At 47.0% G+C, this 24,037-nt stretch carries 17 protein-coding genes and 2 pseudogenes; 12 read left to right on the top strand and 7 right to left on the bottom strand.

What is annotated here, in order from left to right; translation table 11 throughout:
- Positions 1–39: 39 nt before the first annotated feature.
- From dapF to CIK98_RS01915, 7 genes are all read left to right on the top strand, one after another.
- Positions 40–900, top strand: a complete 861-nt coding sequence (gene dapF, locus CIK98_RS01945; RefSeq protein ID WP_094382598.1) for a diaminopimelate epimerase — start codon at positions 40–42, stop codon at positions 898–900.
- Positions 901–950: 50 nt separating this feature from the next.
- Positions 951–2,180, top strand: coding sequence for an LL-diaminopimelate aminotransferase (locus CIK98_RS01940; RefSeq protein ID WP_094382597.1), 1,230 nt, complete (start codon positions 951–953; stop codon positions 2,178–2,180).
- A gap of 39 nt (positions 2,181–2,219) precedes the next feature.
- Complete coding sequence (locus CIK98_RS01935; RefSeq protein ID WP_094382596.1) at positions 2,220–2,930, top strand: hypothetical protein; 711 nt, start codon at positions 2,220–2,222, stop codon at positions 2,928–2,930.
- A gap of 37 nt (positions 2,931–2,967) precedes the next feature.
- Complete coding sequence (locus CIK98_RS01930) at positions 2,968–5,157, top strand: glutamine synthetase III (RefSeq protein WP_094382595.1); 2,190 nt, start codon at positions 2,968–2,970, stop codon at positions 5,155–5,157.
- Positions 5,158–5,449: 292 nt separating this feature from the next.
- Complete coding sequence (locus CIK98_RS01925) at positions 5,450–6,667, top strand: S9 family peptidase (RefSeq protein ID WP_094382594.1); 1,218 nt, start codon at positions 5,450–5,452, stop codon at positions 6,665–6,667.
- 57 nt (positions 6,668–6,724) lie between these two features.
- Positions 6,725–7,480, top strand: a complete 756-nt coding sequence (locus tag CIK98_RS01920) for a DNA alkylation repair protein (protein WP_094382593.1) — start codon at positions 6,725–6,727, stop codon at positions 7,478–7,480.
- Positions 7,477–8,382 (top strand): nucleoside recognition domain-containing protein, encoded by a 906-nt coding sequence (locus tag CIK98_RS01915; protein ID WP_094382592.1) that lies wholly within the window; start codon positions 7,477–7,479, stop codon positions 8,380–8,382. Before CIK98_RS01920 ends, CIK98_RS01915 begins: the two co-directional genes overlap by 4 nt.
- Positions 8,383–8,437: 55 nt before the next feature.
- On the opposite strand, the gene CIK98_RS01910 is transcribed toward CIK98_RS01915, so the two are convergent.
- From CIK98_RS01910 to CIK98_RS01900, 3 genes are all read right to left on the bottom strand, one after another.
- Positions 8,438–11,248 (bottom strand): TonB-dependent receptor, encoded by a 2,811-nt coding sequence (locus CIK98_RS01910; RefSeq protein ID WP_094382591.1) that lies wholly within the window; start codon positions 11,246–11,248, stop codon positions 8,438–8,440.
- Between the two features lie 516 nt (positions 11,249–11,764).
- Positions 11,765–12,622, bottom strand: a complete 858-nt coding sequence (locus tag CIK98_RS01905) for a PAS domain-containing sensor histidine kinase (protein ID WP_094382590.1) — start codon at positions 12,620–12,622, stop codon at positions 11,765–11,767.
- Positions 12,623–12,624: 2 nt separating this feature from the next.
- On the bottom strand, positions 12,625–13,143 hold the full coding sequence (locus CIK98_RS01900; RefSeq protein WP_094382589.1) for a response regulator: 519 nt from the start codon (positions 13,141–13,143) through the stop codon (positions 12,625–12,627).
- Between the two features lie 171 nt (positions 13,144–13,314).
- Here CIK98_RS01900 and CIK98_RS01895 point away from each other — a divergent pair, with 171 nt between their 5' ends.
- From CIK98_RS01895 to CIK98_RS01880, 4 genes are all read left to right on the top strand, one after another.
- Positions 13,315–13,983 (top strand): ABC transporter ATP-binding protein, encoded by a 669-nt coding sequence (locus CIK98_RS01895; RefSeq protein ID WP_094382588.1) that lies wholly within the window; start codon positions 13,315–13,317, stop codon positions 13,981–13,983.
- A 23-nt stretch (positions 13,984–14,006) separates the two neighbouring features.
- Positions 14,007–16,349: an ABC transporter permease gene (locus CIK98_RS01890; RefSeq protein WP_094382587.1), complete on the top strand. Its 2,343-nt coding sequence runs from the start codon at positions 14,007–14,009 to the stop codon at positions 16,347–16,349.
- A gap of 120 nt (positions 16,350–16,469) precedes the next feature.
- Positions 16,470–17,774, top strand: a complete 1,305-nt coding sequence (locus tag CIK98_RS01885) for a sigma-54 dependent transcriptional regulator (protein ID WP_094382586.1) — start codon at positions 16,470–16,472, stop codon at positions 17,772–17,774.
- Positions 17,764–18,888 carry a PAS domain-containing sensor histidine kinase gene (locus CIK98_RS01880; protein WP_094382585.1) on the top strand — a complete coding sequence of 375 codons (1,125 nt, stop codon included), beginning with the start codon at positions 17,764–17,766 and terminating at the stop codon, positions 18,886–18,888. The genes CIK98_RS01885 and CIK98_RS01880 overlap by 11 nt, the downstream gene beginning before the upstream one ends.
- Before the next feature lie 147 nt (positions 18,889–19,035).
- On the opposite strand, the pseudogene CIK98_RS01875 reads toward CIK98_RS01880, so the two are convergent.
- The 4 genes and pseudogenes from CIK98_RS01875 to CIK98_RS01860 all read right to left on the bottom strand — a co-directional run.
- A pseudogene (locus CIK98_RS01875) lies at positions 19,036–19,543 on the bottom strand (helix-turn-helix domain-containing protein); the annotation flags it as partial.
- A 4-nt stretch (positions 19,544–19,547) separates the two neighbouring features.
- A pseudogene (locus CIK98_RS01870) lies at positions 19,548–20,432 on the bottom strand (glycoside hydrolase family 127 protein); the annotation flags it as partial.
- A gap of 88 nt (positions 20,433–20,520) precedes the next feature.
- Complete coding sequence (locus tag CIK98_RS01865) at positions 20,521–21,651, bottom strand: ATP-binding protein (protein ID WP_094382584.1); 1,131 nt, start codon at positions 21,649–21,651, stop codon at positions 20,521–20,523.
- 130 nt (positions 21,652–21,781) lie between these two features.
- Entirely contained in the window at positions 21,782–22,024 is a 243-nt protein-coding gene (locus CIK98_RS01860) for an ATP-binding protein (RefSeq protein ID WP_094382583.1), read from the bottom strand.
- 346 nt (positions 22,025–22,370) lie between these two features.
- Here CIK98_RS01860 and CIK98_RS01855 point away from each other — a divergent pair, with 346 nt between their 5' ends.
- A complete protein-coding gene (locus tag CIK98_RS01855) occupies positions 22,371–23,819 on the top strand; it encodes an ATP-binding protein (protein WP_094382582.1) in 1,449 nt (482 codons plus the stop codon).
- Positions 23,820–24,037: the final 218 nt, after the last annotated feature.

Below are 24,037 nucleotides of genomic sequence, written 5' to 3'. Positions count from 1 at the left end.
AGAACAAAAGTATAACAAAACATCAAAATAGATATCAATATGACAACAAACATCAAGTTCACCAAGATGCATGGCGCTGGTAATGATTATATATATGTAAATACATTATTATATAACATACCCGACCCTACAAAGGCATCCATTGCATGGAGTGCACCGCACACAGGCATTGGCAGTGACGGTTTGGTGTTGATTGACAAGGCTAAGATACCAGAGGCCGATTTTTCGATGAGAATATTCAATGCAGACGGGTCTGAAGCCATGATGTGTGGCAATGCTTCCCGTTGCATAGGTAAGTATCTCTTTGAGAAAGGCATCACAGACAAGACTGAGATAAAACTTCTCACTCTCTCGGGCATCAAAATCCTGAAGCTTACACTCGATGACAAAGGCGAAAAGGTGGAAAGCGTAACTGTCGACATGCTCGAACCTGTATTGAACGACAAAAAACAGATGGCAAGTGAGGACGGTTCGATGAAAGACGGACTGGTTGACGTAATAGACCGCGAATTTCGGGGTACATTTGTATCAATGGGCAATCCGCATTTCGTCATTTTCGTCGATAACGTTGATGAAATCGACGTAGCTCGATACGGAAAAGCATTGGAGTTCGACTCGCTGTTTCCTGAACGTTGCAACATAGAATTCGCACAGATACTCGACAATGGTAAAATACGTACCAGGGTTTGGGAACGTGGAAGCGGAATAACAATGGCTTGTGGTACTGGTGCATGTGCCACGGCTGTGGCGGCCGCCATCACCGGCAGGGCGACAAGAAAAAGCGAAATCGTAATGGATGGAGGCACACTCCACATCGAATGGAACGAAGCCGACAACCACGTATATCTCAGCGGTCCTGCTGCTTTCGCTTTCGAGGGAGAAGTGGCTCTTCCGCAATAATAAACAAGGCAAAACTTCAACAATCAACATAAAAAGAAATTTAAAATATTATGGCATTAGTAAACGAACATTTCCTCAAGCTGCCGAACAATTACTTGTTCGCTGACATTGCAAAAAAAGTGAATGCCTTCAAGGTTTCACACCCTAAGGCAAACGTCATAAGCCTTGGTATAGGCGATGTGACACAACCTCTCTGTCCTGCAGTAATAGAGGCTATGCACAAAGCCGTGGACGAAATGGCGAACAAAGACACTTTTCGCGGTTATGGTCCAGAACAGGGCTATGCTTTCCTTAGGGAGGCAATAGTGAAAAACGACTTCTTGCCACGAGGAATCCATCTCGACCCAAACGAGATATTCATCAACGACGGAGCAAAAAGCGACACTGGAAACATACAGGAGCTCGTAAGATGGGACAATAGCATCGGAGTCACAGATCCGATATATCCTGTTTATATAGACTCTAATGTGATGATAGGAAGGGCAGGAGTGTTGGAAGACGGCAAATGGAGCAACGTCGTATATATGCCATGCTCAGCGGAGAATAATTTTACCCCACAGTTGCCCGACAAGCGAGTTGACATTATATATCTCTGCTATCCCAACAACCCTACGGGTACAGTTATCACAAAGGAGGAGTTGAGAAAATGGGTGAATTACGCTATCAAAAACGACACCCTCATATTCTACGATGCAGCCTACGAGGCATACATCCAGGATCCGGACATACCACATTCAATATATGAGATAAAGGGTGCAAGAAAGGTGGCAGTGGAGTTTCACAGCTATTCGAAAACAGCAGGATTCACTGGCATAAGATGCGGATACACCGTTGTACCGAAAGAACTCACTGCTGCCAATCTCAAAGGCGAGCGCATAGAGTTAAACCACTTGTGGAACAGACGACAGTGCACCAAGTTCAATGGTACAAGCTACATAAGCCAGAAGGCCGCCGAAGCTATTTACACACCAGAAGGGAAGGCACAGGTAAAGGCGACCATCGACTACTATATGACCAACGCGAAGATCATGCACCGCACTCTTACCGAACTGGGGCTTGATGTCTACGGCGGAAAGAACGCTCCTTATCTTTGGATAAAGACTCCCGATGGAATGGGAAGCTGGAAGTTCTTTGAACAAATGCTATATGAGGCACACGTCGTATGCACACCAGGAGTAGGATTCGGACCTTCTGGAGAAGGCTACGTCAGGCTTACAGCTTTCGGAGAACGCGAGGACTGCTTGGAGGCCATGGAAAGGCTTAAAAAGTGGCTAGCATAAATACAATACAACACAACACATTATAAAGAAAGGAAAATTATGAAGAACTTGAAAAGATTGAGCTTGGCTGCCTTCATGATGATGGCAGGAGCAACAGCGATGACAGCACAGGAAGAAGTTGAGACAACAATCTGCGCAGACGTGGTAAACCAGTATATCTGGCGTGGAACAAAATGTGGTGAAGCAAGTTTCCAGCCTACATTGGGCATAGGTTACAAAGGACTCTCACTTACGGCGTGGGGAAGTACTGAAATATCAAATTTCGGCGGGTCAAAAGAGTTTGACCTTACACTCGCATATTCTACAGGCGGACTAAACATTGGAGTGACCGACTACTGGTTTGATGGTGGCGACACAAAATACTTTAAGTATGGTGCACACTCCACAGCACACATTTTCGAGGCAAACATCGGCTACGACTTCGGACCTCTCGCCATACAATGGTTCACCAATTTCGCCGGTTCTGACTATAAGGGCAATGGCGACAGAGCCTACTCTTCATACGTAGAGCTCAGTGCACCATTCAAACTTGGCGGTCTCGACTGGAATGCCGCAGTAGGAGCCGTACCCTTTGAAGACGCTGGATTATATGGAGCTTGCGACAAGTTTGCAATCACCAATGTCACGCTGAAGGCAACAAAGGACGTAAAGATCACCGACTCATTCTCACTTCCGGTGTTCGCACAGGTCACTGGCAATCCACACGACCAGAAAGCATACTTTGTATGTGGTTTCACTTTAATTCCTTAAGACAAGAAATAGTATCAACAATAAAAACTTTTAAACAATGGCAAACTTAAGATTTCAGGTTGTAGAAGAGGCTTTCAAGAAGAAGGCACTCGCTGTAGAGGCTCCATCAGAACGCCCCTATGAGTATTTTGGCAAATATGTCTTCAATCGTGAGAAGATGTACAAATATTTGCCTAAGAACGTATACGAAAAGCTTATCGACGTAATAGATAATGGCTCACGCCTTGACAGAAGCATTGCTGACGCTGTGGCAGCCGGTATGAAGCAGTGGGCAGTGGAGAATGGTGTTACACACTATACACACTGGTTCCAGCCTCTTACCGAGGGTACTGCTGAAAAGCACGACTCTTTCATTGAGCACGATTTCAAGGGTGGTATGGTAGAGGAATTCTCCGGCAAGCTGCTCGTTCAGCAGGAGCCAGACGCATCATCATTCCCTTCTGGCGGTATACGCAATACATTTGAGGCTCGCGGATACTCTGCATGGGATCCCACATCGCCAGTATTCATCATGGACGACACCCTGTGCATCCCAACAATCTTCATCTCTTACACAGGAGAGGCCCTTGACTACAAGGCTCCTCTGCTCCGAACACTACACGCTGTCAACGTGGCCGCTACCGATGTATGCAAATACTTCTACAGCGATGTTAAGAAGGTTCAGAGCAACCTTGGATGGGAACAGGAATACTTCCTCGTTGACGAAGGTCTCTATTCTACACGTCCAGACTTGCTGCTCACTGGCCGCACACTGATGGGTCACGACTCCGCAAAGAACCAGCAGATGGAAGACCACTATTTCGGTGCAATTCCTGATCGTGTACAGGCATTCATGAAAGACCTTGAAATACATGCCTTGGAACTTGGCATTCCTTGCAAGACTCGTCACAACGAGGTGGCACCTAACCAGTTTGAGGTGGCACCAATCTTCGAGGAGACAAACCTTGCCGTTGACCACAACATGTTGCTCATGCTGCTGATGAAGAAGGTGGCTCGCAAGCACGGATTCCGAGCACTGCTCCACGAAAAGCCTTTTGCCGGCATCAATGGTTCTGGTAAGCACAACAACTGGAGTCTTTCCACAGATACAGGAATACTTCTCCACGCACCAGGCAAGAGTCCTGAGGACAACCTCCGTTTCGTAACCTTCATCGTTGAGACCCTTATGGGAGTTTACAAGCACAATGGTTTGCTCAAGGCGTCCATCATGAGTGCCACCAACGCTCATCGTCTTGGTGCCAACGAGGCACCTCCTGCCATCATCTCTTCATTCTTGGGCAAGCAGCTCACCGAACTGCTCGACAAAATTGAGACCAGCGACACCGATGACCTCTTCGCCATTGCAGGCAAGCAGGGTATGACAATGGACATTCCAGAAATTCCAGACCTTCTCATCGACAATACCGACCGCAACCGTACCTCTCCCTTCGCCTTTACAGGTAACCGTTTCGAGTTCCGCGCCGTAGGTTCTGAGGCTAACTGTGCTTCGGCTATGACAGCACTGAATGCAGCAGTAGCAGAGGCTCTTGTAGACTTCAAGAAGCGTGTTGACGCTGAGATTGCAGCTGGCAAAGACAAGCACAAGGCCATTGTAGACATCCTGCGTGAAGACATCAAGACTTGCAAGCCTATCCGCTTCGACGGCAATGGTTATAGCGACGAGTGGGTAGAAGAAGCTACTAAACGTGGACTCGACGTGGAGAAGAGTTGCCCAATCATCTTCGAGCGTTATCTGGACGAGTCAAGCGTAAAGATGTTTGAAAGCCTTGGCATCATGTCAAAGAAGGAACTTGAAGCCCGAAACGAAGTGAAATGGGAGACATATACCAAGAAGATTCAGATTGAGGCTCGTGTAATGGGCGATCTCTCTATGAACCATATCATTCCAATAGCCACCCACTACCAGTCGATGCTTGTGAAGAACGTACTGAATATGCGTAACATCTTCTCGGCTGAAAAAGCAGAAAAACTCTCTGAGCGAAACATAAAACTCATCGAGGAGATAGCAGACCGCACACAGACCATCGAACGGGGTGTTGAGGAGCTGGTAAATGCACGTAAAGTTGCTAACAAGATCGAGAGTGAGCACGATAAGGCTATTGCATATCACGACACCGTAGCTCCAAAGATGGAGGATATACGCTATCAGATAGACAAGCTCGAGCTCATCGTTGAGGATGACCTTTGGACACTTCCAAAGTATCGTGAACTCTTATTCATAAGATAATATTATTGTTGACAAGTTAACGAGCTGACGAATCTGCAAGTTAACAAGTTGACAAGACATAACACACACGCAGACAATCTATTTCTTTTTTTGGTTGTTTGAAGTTTGCGACGGGGGATGGCTGTGAAGCTGTCCTCCGTTTATTTATACACATGGATTAGATTGTGAAAATGACTACAGTACAATCTGTAGAAGCCACTGCAACAATATTTTGGCTGAAAGACTTGGATGTGTGATTTTTTGTTTGTATATTTGCAGCCAAAATTGACGACAACAACTAACAAAATCGAATATGAAAAAAATATTTGCTACACTCTTGGGATACTTGCTCACAATAGGTTTTGCATATGCGCAGCCCTTAACCTACATAAACTCCCTGCTGGCAGAACAACCTAACCCTACAAAAGCAACAGTACAGAAACGAGAGAAATATGAGTTCATGCGCAATTTGCCTGTATATGCAGACTCACTCATAGCCGACCTCACCTATCCTATGGCTTGGGGAAACAGTAAAGTGAAGAATTTCAAGAAATGGAAACGTTTGGCACGCAAGAAGGTGTTTGACTGTATGCTCATGCCGCCTCCACCACCTGTTGACGGCTATAAGGCAAAAGTACTATTTGAGGAACAACGTGAAGGATATAAGGCAAAAAAGATAGAAATCCAGCTGTCAAGGTACTACACCGTGCCGGCATACATACTCATTCCCGATGGCAAAGGACCTTTTCCTGCCATCAATCTACTTCACGACCATGGCGCACATCTCTTCATTGGCAAAGAAAAAACTATTCGCCCATTGGCCTGTGAGGACTCTGTCGTTATAAAAGATGCGGTGAACTGGTCAGCAGGAGGATACGAAGGACAGTTCTTCGGCGACTTTCTCGCCCGTCACGGATATATAGTGCTATCAACAGATGCTCCCATGTGGGGAGAACGTGGACAAAAGGAAGGACCACGACGTGATAAATACGACATGATTGCCGGCAACATGATGATGTATGGCATCGACCTCTGTGCGTGGATGACATACGACGACATTACCGCAACCGACTACCTTGCATCGATACCTGAGGTCGACAGTCGAAGGATTGGGTGCACAGGTTGGTCGATGGGTGCCTATCGCGCATGGATGCTCTCCGCACTCAGTGATCGCATAAAGGCTGGGGCGGCTGTATGTTGGATGGTGACCACTGACGAGCAGATGTCGTTCAAATATGCCCGGACAGAGAACGGCGGGTTCGCAAATTGTTTTCCTGGCTTGCGCCGCTGGCTTGATTATCCTCACGTGGCAAGTATAGCTTGTCCAAAGCCCATGCTCTTCATCAACGGCTCACAAGACAAGCTTTTCCCCGTGGCAGGAGTGAAGAAGGCTTTCCAGATAATGCACGACACATGGGATAGTCAGGGCTGCAGAGACCGTCTCGTCACTGAGTTGTGGGAGATGCCTCACAATTGCGGTAAAAAGTCGCAACTGTATGTCCTCGACTTCTTCGATAAATACCTTAGGTAACACAGTAAGATTTTTCCTTACTTTTGCAATTTGACTTTCAACAGTAATATATTATTTATGATTGTAACGGCTAATGACATTATATCCACACTCCTCTCCATGGGCGATGAATGGCAGAGGGAAAACCTCATGCGCTTCTTTAAGACCGGAAAGGGTGAATACGGCGAAGGCGACAGGTTTATCGGTATTAAGGTGCCCGACACACGTATCGTTGTAAAGGAAGCGAAATTGAGGGTTCCGCTCTCCGAGATTGACATTCTGCTGAAATCCGAATGGCACGAGGTTAGACTATGCGGTTTTCTGCTTCTTGTGGAGGAGATGAAGGCTGCCCTGCCAAAGGCGCGACAAGTGCCTACGGCAAATGCCGAACGACGCGAGGAGATAGCTCGATTCTATCTGCGTCATGCCCGAAGAGCCAACAACTGGGATCTTGTGGATATGTCGTGCCCGAAGATTCTCGGCAAATGGCTGCTTTATCCACAAACCAACGGCAACATGCCCGACCGACAAGTGCTCTATCGCCTTGCGGCAAGCACCAACCTATGGGAACAGCGCATCGCCATGGTGACATGCTGGATGCTCATCCGTGCCGACCAATACGACGACACCCTAAGGCTTGCAACCCTTCTCCTCTCCCATCCCCACGACCTCATCCACAAGGCTGTGGGATGGATGCTGCGCGAGGTGGGCAAGCGAGACATGCCAACTCTTGAAGCCTACCTTGATAAGCATGCTCACGAGATGCACCGCACCACACTCAGATATGCCATAGAGAAAATGGACAAGGACAAAAGACTTTATTATATGCAATGAATAGGATTATTGAATGTTTCAGTCTGGCTCTGCCTGCCTCATGGAAAAGCACCAAATGGCTGCTCAAACTGATGATTCCCATATCATTAGCAGTCACACTGATGCAACATTTCGGAATACTTGCATGGATAGCGACATGGATTAACCCGCTGTTCGTTCACTTCGGTCTGCCGGGTGAATCGGCTGTGGTTTTTATTTCGGGAGCCACGGCTGGCACATACGCCGGTATTGCCGCTATGATGTCTATACCACTGACAATGAAACAGGCCTCTATACTTGCTCTCATGATTGCCCTGTGTCATGCCTTGCCTATGGAATGTGCCGTGAACAAGAAGACGGGGTCTTCGTTTTGGAAGATGGGCGCCATACGTATCGTCATGGCTCTCATCTGTGCCTTCTGTCTCAATATCATCTTGCCAGATATGCAGGGAAAGTATATCTATCTTGGTGCCGAGGATGACAGCAGTTTCGCGGAAGTGATGACAATATGGGGAGTATCCCAGATAAAGATGTCGCTCATGGTGGTTCTTATCATCTACACGCTGATGGTCGTACAACGGATGCTTGAGGCCTATCGTCTGCTCGACCCATTATCCAGGCTTCTATCACCGCTGATGAAACTCTTTGGTTTGCCGCGACATGCCTCATATATGTGGCTCGTAGGCAACGTATTGGGCATAAGCTACGGCTCGGCTGTGATGGTCGAACTGGAGGAGAAAGGCCTTGTGACACGTGAAGAGGCAAACGATGTCAACTATCATCTCATCATGAACCACTCCATGCTCGAAGACACTATCGTATTTGCTGCCACCGGCATCTCCGCCCTACTTCTTATTACCACACGCCTCTGTTTCGCTCTCCTTTTGGTGTGGGGAAGGAGAATTGCAAAAACTGCGATATAGCGCTCATTTACGCTATATCGCAGATGTATAGTTTCTAATGTTATGTACTTATAACTTAGAGATTGATCTTGAATCCGGCATTCACCTTCACACCGTAGTATTCAACCTGCATGGTGCGGTCCTTGTTGCCTTGATAGTAGCGCAAGGGCTGGTTGAGCAGGTTGTTTGCCTCGGCAAAGATTGTGAACTTGGTATTCTTGCCCCATGTGTATGAAGCGTTGAGGTCAAGGTAGTTCACCTTGTCGTAGTAGCGGTCGAGCTCACGGCTTCCTGTATTCATCTGGTCGATGAATGATGAAGCGAAGTTGTAAGACAGACGGATGTTGATACCGTTCTTCTCAAAGTAGAGAGATGCGTTGGCTGTATGCTCAGGAGATCCTGCCATCTTCACATCGTCACCATCCTCAATACCAAGACGCGAGTTGTAGTTGCGAGTGGTAGAGTGAGTGTAGGTGTAGTTGCCGTAGAAACCGAGGCAACGGAGAGCAGGAGTGATGAAACCGAAGTCACGCTGGTAAGCTGCCTCAACACCATATACACGAGCATCGTAGGCATTCATGTTCTGTGTCACCTCGAAGGTGTCATCATTACCGGTCAGTCCTAGTTCTGCACCTGTGTAATATCCGAGAGTCTCGATATTCACGTTCTTTACATCCTTATAGAAGAGACCGAGGCTTACCATACCGATGCTCTTGAAGTAGTGGTCGATAGAGAGGTCGAGGTTCCAAGATGTGGTGGGCTTGATGTTCGGGTCACCGATAGTTGCCTCCTGGTCGGCGAGGTTGAAACTCTTGTTAGCCACGAGAGCTGAGTACTTGGGACGTGAGAGAGTCTTTGTGATAGAAGCTCTAATGCTTCCGTCCTCGCTTGTCTTGTATTTCAGCAAGAGGCTTGGCAGGAGGTTTGTGTAGTCGTTCTTATATTCGCCAGTTGGTTTGAGTGACTCGTTCTCCTCCTCATCCATAATATAGTTCACACCGCTTGTCTTGAGACGGGTATTCTCTATTCTCAATCCGAGTGTGGCATCAAGGCGCTTGCCCAGTTTCTGGTCAAAGCGGATATAGCCTGCATGTATCTGCTCAGTGGCCTTGTAGTTTCCTGCCTCTTCTTCGTAAAGTTCAGCACCATCAGCCTTGTCGAATACGATTTTGCCCATATAATCCTTGCTTACAAACTGTGTTCCGATAGGATACTGGCTACCTGGCATAAATCCGTCGCGCACTTCGCTCACGAAATTATCCTGCCAATTGGGGATGTATTTGTCGGCAGCGTCTGAATAGTCGTAGTATTCAGTGTTGCGCTCCTTCTTCTTGACAGTGTATTTGTAACCAAACTTAAGTGTGTTGCCATAAAGACCCTTAGAGATGGGGAGAGTGAAGTTGATACGCTCCTTGAACTCATTCTCCTTGATAGCCTGATCTGAATTGGTGAACTCGTCAATCTTCCATTTTGCAGCATTGAATGCAGGGATAGAAAGAGTTGAATAAGGCTGCTTCAAACCGACATCCTTGAATGAATCGCCGAAGTTGAGTTCATCACTGCCCTTGAGTTTCAATCCGATATAGCGCTCATTGGGACGGTCCTCTGTAGCACGAGAGTAGCTCGAAGCCCAGTCCACCTTGAGATTACCGAAGTTGTGCTCACCGTCGAGAGTGAAGTCCATTGTCTGCTGTCTCTCAAGACGTGCACTCTTATTGTCGTCAGAACCGGCCTTTGTCTGAATAACCACGCTCTGGTCGCCTGCATCAGAGTTGAGTTTCTTATAGCTGATACGATAGCGGTTCTCCCAGTCGTTACGACGGTTGTATATACCCTTGAAAGATATTTTGTGCAATGGGTTGAACTGGTAGTCGAGTGCGAGTGAATAGCTCTGGCGCTCACGGGTTACATAATACTGACGCACCTGAGCTTCTTTGAGCTGCACTTCGCCCTTCTTCTCTACATATTCGAACTCAGTATTGTCAGAACCGCCGGGAGCATACTGATATGAGGCACTTGCCATGATACCAAGCTTGTTGTCGAAGAAGCGGTCTCCCCATGTTCCACCAATGTTCCACTGCGGTTTACCAGAAATCCATGTATATCCCGTTGAACCTGTAAAATTGAGTACACGTCGGAACGGAGTGTTCTTTGTAACGAGGTTGATTGCACCGCCAATGGCATCACCATCCATATCTGATGTCACAACCTTTGATACCTCAATAGTCTGCACCATATCTGCAGGAATAAGGTCGAGCTGCACATTACGTGTATCACCCTCTGCAGAAGGCAAACGATTGCCGTTTACTGTAACAGAGGTAAGGTCGGCACTTGTTCCGCGCACCTGTCCGAAGCGGGCCTCACCCTGGTCATACTGCACATTGATACCATTGATACGCTTCAGCGCGTCACCAATGTTTGAGTCGGGGAACTTGCCCACCTGGTCGGCACTCACCACGTTGGTCACACCCATAGAACCCTTCTGCATCTGCAGTGCGCGTCTCTGTCCTGAGAATGCACCCTTCACATTCACCTCGGCTATTTCCACGCCTTCATTCATCACGATATCCTCAACAATCAACTTTTTGTTGTTTGTGATTGTCACCTTTTTATATATAGGATTGTATCCCACGTATGAAACTTTCAGAGTGTAAGTGCCAGGCTTGAGATTTGGCAACTTGTAAAATCCGTTAATGTCTGCTGTAACGCCTGTATGCAAGCTTTCAATCTGGACAGTAGCACCAGGCAGGGAGTGGTTTTCTGCATCAGTCACCTGTCCGCTTACAATACCAAAACTGGTCTCTTCAGTTGCCTCCATTGCCCATGCGGCAGAGGCAGTAGCAATTGCCACTATTGTTGTGGCGAATACTCTTTTTACCGTTTTCATTTTTCTTTTAAAAATTTGTGTTATTTTCCGGGTGCAAAGGTACTGCTATTACATTGCAATGGCATTACACGGGTTTTAAGGCATTAATAAGTTTATGTTACAAATATGTTTTCACACTGATAAAAACGGACATTTTTATTACAAGGACGCTATTTCATTAGAATTAATATAATCTTCAATTTATACTAATTTAATAATTTTGTTATAAACTACATTGATTAATTCGTAAATAATACGTATCTTTGCTACCAGATAAATGTTATATTCCTGAAGATATCACCTGAGTTGGTCAAGGCGAGCTGCGTGGGTAGTGGCGAATTTATCGCTAACACTGACATAAAATCTGAAGATGTGAAGTTTGACTCAACATTGCCAATGTTGATGCCGCATGCCAGAAAACAGTATTATCGGTTGCCGGTGCGGGAAAGATAAAAAAGGATGGACTTAAGATAACAGGGAAGAGCAAATAATCCACCTGTTCTGCATAAAGAAGTTAAGGACAGCACTAAGAAACAATTAATGATTGTCCATCGCTGAGATGACGAAGGTGACATGATATCCGGCTTGGGGAACGGGAGCAAGGGTAAGTTCGCGACCTTGCATCATCAGAACCTGGCGGGAGAGAGGAAGACCGATGCCAGAGCCATGGCGCTTTGTTGTGTAGAAGGGAACGAAGAGGTCTCGGTGATGATCAGGGAGGATCGGGGCACCATCATTGCTGATGTAGAGACGGCGGTTAAGCCATCTGGCAGAGATGTTCTTGGCGTCAGCATCGGTGGCATTCTTCACTATGTTTATTATTGCCTGACGAAGGAGGTTGGGGTCGATGGTTATTGTAAGAGATTCGGGGATGTCGATATGCCATTGTATGGAGGGATACATACAAGTGAGGCCTGAGATGAAATCAAGGAGATTGAGCTCCACTGGGGCGGGCTTTTGTATCTGCGTCATCTTGCGATAACTATCCACAAAGACGTTGAGGGCGGATGTGGTGTCGCGAATTGCCTCGATGCCCTCACGGTAGGGCGAGGAATTGATTGATGGCGAGGCAAGATACGACTGGCAGATACTGAGTATTGGAGTGGTGGCATTGTTGATTTCGTGGGTGAGCACACGGGTGAGTTTCTCCCACGACTCCACCTCGTTTTGTGCAGTCAGGCGTCCGATGTTATTCTCCATGTCGTTGAGGGCATCAAGTAGGGCTTTTTCGCCGAAGAACATCCGCTTGCTTGGCACACGGAAGGTAAAGTCGCCATTGAGAACCGCCTCACGCATGAGGAATGCCATATCACGCAGGCGGCATTGATGGTGATAAAAGAGGTATATTAACAGAGTTATTACCACGGCTATCAACAATGCTATTATGACTATCATAATCATTTTTTTATTTTTGAATAGAGTGTTTGGCGGGTGATGCCGAGGAGTTCGGCGGCACGCGATATATTTCCGTGACATTTGTCCAATACCTTGCGCACATGCTGGGTCTCAACGGTTTCGAGAGTGTCAATATGATTGTTATTGTCGATGGCATCCTTGAGTGTTCGGATGAGTTCGTCGTTGTCCCACGGTTTGGTGATGAAGTCAGCCGCACCTGCCTTGAGTCCTTTCACTGCAAGTTGCACATCGGCAAAGGCAGTGACGAGCACCACGGGAATATCCGCATGCAGGCGATGTATGGAGCGAAACCACATTAATCCTTCCTGTCCGCTGTTCATACCGATGGTGAAGTTCATATCGAGCAATATCACATCCACCCTCTCCTGCTGGAGCAAGGCAAGCACTCCATCGGGATTTGGCACTGTTATTATATGGTCAAACACATCGGCGAGACAAATCTTCAATGCCGTAAGTATTGACGCGTTGTCATCCACTATTAATATTGTTCCGTATTTCATATCTGGTGCAAAATTAATCATTTCCCATGTTTTGACGAAATATTTTGATGGAAATGTATGATTATCACACAGAAGTCTGTATGATTTTCATACAATCGTTGTCTGCATATAAGAAAAGTCTTGGTTCTTTGGCTTCAATGCCGTAATTTTGCGGTACGAAAACAATATAATATGATCAAGACAGAAAACATCACAAGAATCTTCCGCACGGAGGAAGTGGAGACGGTAGCACTCAATGGGGTGAGTATCGAAGTGAACGACGGCGAGTTTGTTGCCATCATGGGCCCATCGGGTTGCGGCAAATCAACATTGCTGAATATCCTAGGACTGCTCGACAGTCCCACCGAGGGAAAATACTGGCTCGGCGAGGAGGAGGTGGGACATCTTAAAGAGCGCGAGCGCACGGCATACCGCAAGGGGCACATCGGTTTTGTGTTTCAGTCGTTCAACCTCATCGATGAACTCACAGTGGAGGAGAACATCGAACTACAACTGAAATATCTCGGTGTGGAAAAGAAAGAGCGTAAGCAACGAGTGCTCGACATACTGCGCAAGGTAAAACTGAGCCATCGCATGAAGCATTATCCACACCAGCTTTCGGGTGGTCAGCAGCAACGTGTGGCAATAGCCCGAGCCGTGGTGGGAAGACCGAGAATCATCCTCGCCGACGAACCGACGGGTAACCTCGACTCTAAGAACGGTCAGGAGGTGATGCAACTTCTCTCCGAACTGAATCAAGAGGGGACGACTGTGGTGATGGTGACCCACTCGCTGCATGATGCGACGTTTGCCGGAAGAATCATTAATTTATTTGATGGACAAGTGGTTGAGGGGAATTAAGAATTAAAAATTAAAAATTAAGAATGAAATCATATTTTAAGTTTTTATCCCGCAACAAGCTATATACGGCAATCGAGGCATTCGGGCTGTCGGTTGCCCTCGGCTTTGTGATAATCCTCGGAGCCTATGCCACGATGGAATACAGTGTGGGCAAGGGCAACGAGAATACAAAAGAGATTTATGCCGTAGGCTGGGGCGACTACCTCGGCATGACATGGGGCACGGCACAGGAGTTTTTCCCGTCCATACCCGAAATTGAGGAGTGGACAAGAGTGGCTACTGCCGACCGCTTTCCTGGTTTTACTGTCGGCGACAACTTTTTCCCGACCCAAGCATATGCCATCGACCCCAACTTCTTCGAGTTTTTCGGCTATGAGGTTAGAGGAGGCGACAAGGGACGCGCTGTCGCCAACCTCAACGAGGCCATCATCAGCGAGTCGTTCGCCACAAAGGCTTTCGGCAACGACAATCCCATAGGCAAGACCATCAAGTGCGACACCATGACATTTAAGATCACGGGAGTGATGCCCGATTTTGGCAAGTCCGACATTTTCCAACCCTTTGAGGTGATGGTATCAATGAAACACAAGGAGGCGAGAGACCAGCGAATGGACAGCTTCGGCGAGACCACTCCTTTCGTGCGCCTTGCCAAGGGTGCCAATCCTGACAAAGTGGCAGAAAAACTGCTCGATAAGTACGTGAAATACTGGGAGAGATTCCATTATCAGAGGGAAAACGACGGAAAAAGCTTTCTTTGGGGCTCGACGTTGACACGCATGGACAAGCTTTATTTCTCTGACATAAACAACTGGTACATGCGCAACGGCGACAAGAAGCTGGTTGACATACTGCTTGCTGTAGCCCTCGTACTCCTCGTCTGCGCTATCTTCAACTACATCAACCTCACCGTGGCACAATCTGGGAAACGTGCCAAGGAGATGGCCACTCGACGTCTTCTGGGCGAGAGCATTTGGGGTGTAATGTTGAGATATTTCAAAGAGTCAACACTATTCACGTCTGCCAGTTTCCTCTTCGGCTTGCTGCTGGCTCTATGCCTGATACCATTGTTCAACGACATTCTCTCCACGAAAATCGCCTTCAATGTTTCTCCCGTGGTGCTACTTTCCACTGCGGCAGCCCTCATCGCCATATCGTTCGTCTGCGGCATAGTCCCCGCAACAGTCGTCTCACGCTATACCCCCATCGACGTGGTGAAGGGCAGCTTGACGATAAAGAACAAGATGTGGTTCAGCAAGATGTTCATCACGGCACAGGGCGTTGTCAGCACTACGCTCATCGCCGTAGGACTGACGATGACCCTTCAGATGCACCATCTTTACACCCTGCCCTATGGCTACAACAAGGATGGCATCATCGAGGCTATGACCAAAGCAATAGGCTTGGGGCTTGACCGCCAACAGGTTTTGGCAAATAAACTGAAAGCACTGCCAGAGGTGGCGGAAGCCATTCCCTGCGGTAGTTTACCTACAAGCACTGGCGCAAACGGCGTTCATAACGACCAAGGCGAAACCACGTCGTGGGTGAGGATATGCCGACTTGACTCCACTGCGATGAACCTCCTCGGTATCAAGGTATTAGAGAGATATTGCGAACCCACAGAAGGGAAAATATGGGTCACGGAGAGCGGAAAACGCTTTTGGGGTGTGTCGGCGAAGAAGCCCTATTTTGGTGTCACCGACTCGAAACCTGAATATGAGTGTTGTGGAGTGATTGCCGACTTTCGCACTGGCAACGCCCTGCCACAAAAAAGGGAATTAACCTACAACGCCGTAATGGTCATCCCGCGAGACTACTATTACAACAGCATGCTGATAAAGACGCAAGGCGACAAGGACAAGGCTCTTGCATCTGTAAAGAAAGTTTTTACAGAGGTGACAAAGGAGTTCACTGGACTTCCTCTTGACATGCCATGTGACTATATAGACAACATACTCAGCGACTCACTGAAGTCACAACGCAACACGATGACGCTCGTCCTTGCCTTCATGCTCGTCTCTGTGCTCATCTCCGCCCTCGGCATGTTTGCCATGTCGGTATATTACGGTGAGCAGCAGCGCAAGCAGATTGCCTTGCGCAAGGTGATGGGAGCCACAGTGGCGAATGCCGTATGGACTCTCTCGCGTCGCTTCCTGATTATGTCGGCAGTGGCAATAGTCATAGCCACTCCATTGAGCATCAAGGCAATGCGTCACTATCTCAGCGACTTCGTCTATCAGATTCCGATGCCGTGGTGGGTGCTTGCGGCAGCCGCCCTCTTCACCCTCGTCATTGCCTTCCTCTCCATCATCAGTCGCACACTGAAGGTTGCGACGAGCAATCCCGTGGAGAGCATAAAGACGGAATGACATAAATTGGCATTCATAGCTGTTTGTTAAAAATAAATAAGGCAGACAAGTTTACTGATTACATTCTTGTCTGCCTTGTCTTTTTTTTGTACTTTTGCATCGTTATCTCCAAAATAGACAATGAAGAAAAAAGGCAATATACTTATCATCGACGACAACGAGGCAATGCTCGTATCGCTGAGGATGCTATTGAAGAATGTATGCGAGGATGTACAGACATCCACCAACCCCAACGCCATTCCTACACTGATGCGGAGGAAGAGACCCGACGTGGTGCTACTCGACATGAACTTCGGACGGGGCATCAACAATGGCAACGAGGGACTCTTCTGGCTTAAGGAGATAAAGCACACTGAACCAGATGTAGCAGTTGTACTCTTCACTGCCTACGCAGACATCGACCTCGCAGTAAGAGGCATAAAGGAAGGAGCAGCCGACTTCATCGTCAAGCCTTTTGAGAACGAGGTGCTGATTGAGAAATTAAGGGTCCTTCTGCCCTCCGATGGGAGGTTGAGCCATCACGATAATGATACGCAACCACTCATACCACCAGGTGGCGGGGACGCTCTTCAGGAGCTTGTTCGCAAAGTGGCTCCAACAGATGCCAACATTCTTATCACTGGCGAAAACGGAACTGGCAAGGAGGTGCTGGCTCGCGAGATTCACAGATTGTCGAAACGTAACGCAAAGCAAATGGTGACTGTGGATATGGGTGCCATCACGGAAACACTGTTTGAGAGCGAATTGTTCGGATATGTGCGAGGGGCATTCACCGATGCCAAGAGCGACAAACCGGGAAAGATGGAACTCGCAGAGGGAAGCACTCTCTTCTTGGACGAGATAGGCAACCTCTCCTACCCTCTCCAGGCCAAACTGCTCACTGCCCTTCAGCGCAGGACAATCACTCGTCTCGGCGGCACCAAGGAGATACCCATCAACATCCGCCTTATCTCAGCCACCAACCGCAACCTGCAGGATATGGTGAGGGAAGGTACATTCCGCGAGGACCTGCTCTATCGCATGAACACCATCTGCCTACACCTGCCACCACTGCGTGAACGTAAGGATGAGATAATACCTCTCGCCCAACAATTCATCAAGAAGTTCTCCGATTTCTACAACAAGACTCCAATAGCAATCGACGATAAAACCCGTCAACAACTGCTCGAATATCCATGGCCTGGAAACATTCGCGAACTGGAGCATACTATGGAGAGAGCCGTGATAATAGGGGAAATAGGCATTCCTCACTCCTCTTTACCCTCTTCTCACTCCTCTACACCCTCTGCGTCCCTCGCCTCAATGGAACGCGATCTCATCGCCAGAACCATACACGAGTGCGAAGGCAACCTCAGCCAGGTGGCTCAGCGACTGGAAATCACCCGCCAGACTCTTTACAATAAAATCAAGAAATATGGACTCTAACGTCATCATCGCCATACTCAGCACGGCAGCCGTATTCGGCATCGTATGCCTTGTGCTCCACCGACGATACCGCCGCGCCATCGGCAAGGTGACGTTCCTCTTTAATGCCATCGACAACCTCGACTTCTCTTTCAACTTCCCAGAGCAGGGCCACGACAGACTTGTCAACGAGTCGCTCAACCGCATTCGGCGCATCATCGAGAAGGCGCGACACGACCTTATGGAGCGGGAAAGATACTACGAACAGATTATCAATGCGGTATCGACCGGTATAATGGTAGTGGACGAACGGGGCAGTGTGCTTCAGCATAATGAGGCTGCACTACGACTGCTCGATATGGAAGTGCTGACATTTGAGAGTCAGGTGAAGGGGAAACTCGCATCTGAGGATTTCTCCGTACGCGAGACCACAGCAATGCTAAATGGCAAGAAAGTGCGTATCATCGCTTTCAGTGACATTCGCAATGAGTTGTCGTCGCGCGAACTTGAGTCATGGACAAAGCTCATCCGTGTGTTGACACATGAGATAATGAATAATGTGGCACCAATAACTTCGCTCAGCGAGACACTTGGTAATAAGGCTGATGATGCCGATATAAAGGAAGGTCTGTCGGTAATCAATTCCACCGGCAGGCAACTCCTCAATTTTGTGGATAACTACCGCCGTATGACGCTCATTCCCAAACCTCAACCAAAACTCTTCTACGTAAAACCATTCCTTGAAAGGATGGCAACCATAAGTTCTGAGTATTCTAAAGACTCGAACATCAACCTCGACATCCCCGTTTCCGACCTTCTCCTCTATGCCGATGAAAGCCTCATAGCCCATGTCGTCACCAATCTGCTTAAAAATGCCATAGAGGCAGGTGCAACCTCAATATACATATCAGCCTACACCACTCCCGACGACTCTATCCTCATCGACATCCGTAACAACGGCCAACCTATTTCCTCGGACGAGGCACAACAGATCTTCGTCCCCTTCTTCACCACCAAACCCACCGGCAGCGGCATCGGCCTGAGCATCTCGCGCCAGATAATGAAACAAAATGGCGGCAGTATCGAACTGATTACATCCGACACCACCGCCACTCTGTTCCGAATGAAGTTCTGATTCTAGACCTTGGAGTTCATCACAAGATACTGTGCTAAGAAAAGGTCACCGAGCTGATATACTCCCTCATCAAAAAAAATGGCGTTTGGAACCTGCTAACACAGAAGTTCAGCGAGAATACTCTTACTTTCTTATTGAAGTTTTACTTTATTTTCTTATCTCCGAAGGACTTACCCCAAACTGCTTGTAGAAGCACTTAAAGAAATACGACGGATTACTGAATCCTACGGTATAGCACACCTCGCTCACCTTCATATTCCCCTCTGAGAGCATTTGGGCCGCCTTCTTCAGGCGCACTATTTGAATCATCTCGTTGGGAGACACGTCGGCAAGTGTCTTTATCTTGGCGAAAAGTCGCGAGCGACTGATGCACAACTTGTCGGCGAGGAAGTTAACGTTGAGGTCTGGATTAGCAAAAGGATGCAATCTCGGTGATTGGTTCTGATGGGGTTGTGGAGTATTTCTCGCGCAGCAATCTCCTCACGTGCATGATATTTAGGCAACAGGCCTCAAGATAACTCATCGAGAATGGTTTTTCGATATATGCATCGGCTCCAACATTCATTCCCTCCACCTTGGAGTCGGTGTCGGTCTTTGCCGTGAGCATAACAAATGGAATATGGCTGGTTGAAGCGTCATTGCGCACACGTCGGCACAGTCACAATGTTTTCCCATATACGGTCGATGGCCTCGATGTACGACTTGTCACCAGTAAGGGCAGCCACATCAGCCATACCTGCATACATATATGCGGCACGCACGGCATGTCCCACAGCCTCATCCTGCTCAAGCACTGGCAGGTGACTCTGACTGTACTCGCTCTTAAACTGCGTCTTTCCGCGATAGTCGAGCAAGAACTTTGCTTCATCAAGGTATTTCTTCTCACCTGTTAGCACATATAGTTTGCACAGTGCCATCTCGGCAATCTGATGTCCCGGAACAACACAAGCCTGGCCGCTGTTCGGACCTACCTCACGGCACACACAATCGGCATAACGGCATGCTATGTCGAGGAATTTCCTTGAACCCGTGGCCTGATAGTGGGCAACAGCTCCCTCCACCATGTGTCCGAGGTTATATAGTTCATGACTGAGGTCTTCCTCTTTCGACCATCTCTTGTCGCCAGCCCATTCATGAGGATGCTTCGGGTTCATCGTGCGCGATGTATATAGGTATCCGTCGGGCTCCTGTGCCTTTGCCACGATGTCGAGCACACTGTCAATATACTCCACGAGTCGCTTGTCGCTATATGTCTGCAGTGAGTAGCTTGCGCCCTCGATGGTCTTATATACATCGGTGTCATCAAACGACAATCCCTCCACCTTATATGATTCACTCGGTTTGGCAGCCTTTTCAAAATTGGTGTATCTACCAGTTTCCTCACATTTGCTGAAGGCGAGTGGTATAGTTACCTCGCGGCTTGCCTTTAGTCTCTGCCCCCAGAATGAGTCAGTGACTTTCACTTTGGTAAACTCCACAGGAGTGATTGGATAGCCATGGCCACCCTTCTTCTGTGCATTGGCGGGCATCATTACTGCCGCCATGATTGTAGCGATAATGATTTTTTTCATATTCGGTTTTTTAATTATTGTTTCGATGACTGTATTTCGCTTGCAAAGATACTCCTTTTATTTATAATAAGAGATACTGTGCTAAGAAAAGGTCGCCAAGCTGATAAACACCCTCATCAAAAGTAATGAAATCACGATCGAGCAAAGTTCTAACTGCTGCCTGTACTGTGCTTGCGCCCAAGTTGTACTTTCGAAGGAAAGATTGTGACATCAGCGCCCCCACTTTCCCCTCACGTGCAATAGCCATGACAACTTGTTTCTGTTTAGAAGTCAACTGATACATAAGCGACTGATAGGCAAAACGATGCTGCGAGAGTATGTCACGCACAACACTCTCGACATCATCTTTTACAAACACACTGTTGGGAGAAAAGGAAGTATAAAGCATATTCATCACATATTGTATATACCATGTCACACCTTGGTAGGTGTCATATACAAAATCAAAAGCCTCACGTGAAATTGCCTTTCCTATATTCGAGAGATGGCGGTTGGCAAATTCGAAATATACAATACGGTCGATAGGTTCAAGTCCCATAATTGCCGAGCTATTGAAGAATGGTCTTGACGGCGATGTGAACATCTGCGCCACCAAATGGCGTTTGGAGCCAGCGAACACAAAACTTGCATTATGGCAATTCTGTATTCTCTTGCGCAATGATGCCTCAACCGTCTTTTCGGGATAATTTACTATTGTTTGAAACTCGTCAATCGCCACTAAACACGGTTTGTCCGCATTGTTCAGATATGCGAAAATCTCGTCAAGTGTAACATCCGGTAGGGTGATGTCTCCAATGCCTACACTCCATTCCGGATTGCCATTAATGTCGAATGATATTATGGATTTCAAGGAACTTAGTATATTCAGATAGTTCTCCCAAACCTTACGTCCCTTCGGACGAAGTTCAGCAAGAATACTCTTACCCAATTCACATACAAACTCATCAAGGTTCTTCGTCTCGTATATATCCACATAGATACAATGATATACCTCTCGCACCTCAGGTTGGTTGAAACAGTTGAACACCAATCCCGACTTCCCAAGTCGTCTGGGAGCCATAAGTGTCACATTGCAACCATTTGTCAGATGCCTCGTAAGAAGTGAGGTTTCCTTCTCACGGTCACAAAAAAAATCTGGCGACACATACCCCTCTATCACGAAAGGATTCTTTGTCTTTTCATTCCACACCATAATTATGTGTTTTACGTTACGTTAAATAAATAACGGCGCAAAGATACTGATTATTTATATATTACGCGAATATGGAGATAAATAAATTCACATATTTGATATATTTTAACGCTATATTATAAACCCCACATTAGAATTCAGGGGCACAGTTATTAACCAGTCCCTTAGATTCGTATTTAGATGTTGTATTTTCCAAGTGAAATCGTTTTTTCAAGAATATCTGCAAACAAATCTTGTCATCGAAAAAGCGACGCACAAGAAAAGTCTTTCCCACACGGCGTCTGCCATAGAGGATTATCAGTTCCGAGCGTTGCGAATCCATTGCCCATTGCAATTCCTGACATTCAAGTGTCCTTCCAATCAGTCTTTCCATATAGATATTATTTTGGTGCAAGATACACAATAATTCTGATATAACAAACGATTTTCGCCCAAATGCGGGGTAAAAATGGAGCAGTTCTTCCGGAAGGTAGTGTTTGACTATCTGTTTGCTAACGCATTTACAAGCGCGTTATAGAGGAGCGGAAAACACGTTTCATTCGACAGTCAAAATAACCCCAAATAAGGGTCATAGGAATAGGCACATTGGTTCACTCTTTAGGGTCGATGTTCCTGTCTCCATGACCCTCTAATTGTTAAATAAGTATAGAAAACAGGCTTTTATTTTTCGGTGAAAAGGATTTTTTGTACCTTTGCCGAAAAATAAAAGCATAATTTCTATGGCAAGGATTATCGGAAGGAACAAAGAAATCAAGGAGTTGCATACTCTTTACAAGAGTAACCAAGCCCATTTGGTCGCCATATATGGCAGGCGAAGAGTAGGAAAGACGTTTTTGGTTGACCAAGCATTGAACGGGAAGATTACTTTCCGACATGCCGGTCTGTCGCCAGTAGATGAGGAAGGTAAAAAGAATCTCATGCCCGAACAACTCAAGCATTTCTATCATTCATTGCTCCTGCAAGGGATGCCCAAGAGCCACATACCCACTTCATGGCTTGAGGCTTTTTTTATGCTGAGTATGCACCTTCAGAACAATGACACAGGCAGAAGGCAGGTTGTCTTTCTGGACGAACTGCCATGGTTAGATACACCACGTTCGGGATTTCTCACCGCATTCGAAGGATTCTGGAACACATGGGCATGTCATCGCGACAACGTGATGGTGATTGTCTGCGGTAGTGCCAACTCATGGATTCTCGACAAACTCATCAACAACCATGGTGGACTCTACGGCAGAACAACACACATCATCAAATTATCCCCCTTCACACTCAATGAATGTGAACAGTTCTTCAAGAGTAAAAACACACCAATCTCAAGATACGACATCGTGCAAAGCTACATGATTTTCGGTGGTGTTCCATATTACCTTAACTACTTTGAGCCCCAGTTAAGTCTGCCACAAAACGTGGACCGCCTGATGTTCGCCAACGACGGAAAGCTAAAAGATGAATACGACAGGCTTTTCGCGTCCGTATTCTCTTCCCCCGAAGATATGAAAGCGATAGTTGAATGTATCGGCAGAAGACACTCCGGATATATGCGCAAGGAAATATCTTCTTTCACAGGAATAGAAGACAGTGGCAACCTGTCTGACAAACTGAAAGCCCTTGTGGCAAGCAATTTCATCATAGAATATGCGCCGTTCGGCGACAGTGTACGCAACACGCGATATAAACTTGTTGACCCTTTCTGTCGATTCTATCAGACATACATTAAAGGACGACATAATCTGCCAGAGGACTTCTGGACCCAAAACATCGATTCGCAGGCGGTAATCAGTTGGAGAGGAATTGCATTTGAGGAAGTTTGTCTCAACCACATCTCACAAATAAAGAAGGGGCTTGGCATTGCCGGAGTAAGCACAGAACAATCGTCATGGATTCAAAAGGGAGACAACAATAATGAAGGAACACAAATTGACCTCATCATAAAGCGCAAGGACAACATATACAATCTCTGCGAGATAAAATTCTACAGCGAGGAATTCACCGTGGATAAGTCTTACCATGCAAAACTTGTACACCGCAAGAATCTCTTTCTGGAACATATTCCCCGAAAAGCGGCAATACATAGCACACTAATCACTACATACGGGCTGACTCACAATGAATACAGCAGTGATTTCATAAGTGTCGTGACCTTGGAGGACTTGTTCGCGGAATAAATAATTTTCACCTCACCTGTCATCAAGAATCATCGGGGACAAGTTCACTTCAGTTCATCGACCCTAAATATACACTGCTTTTTGCATAAAACCAAATGCTGCAACAAGCATTGTAGCCCATTGCAGCATTTCACTCGATGATGATGGATTTATCTGAGTCTATTGTGACTCACCACTGATGGGGGCTTCTCGCCCCCAAACCCCTTGGTATTTTCTGG

It is taken from the genome of Prevotella sp. P2-180, assembly GCF_002251435.1.
Lineage (GTDB): Bacteria > Bacteroidota > Bacteroidia > Bacteroidales > Bacteroidaceae > Prevotella.
Note: the sequence above shows the minus strand (reverse complement) of the source record. Positions and strands in the feature narration are given on the sequence as shown.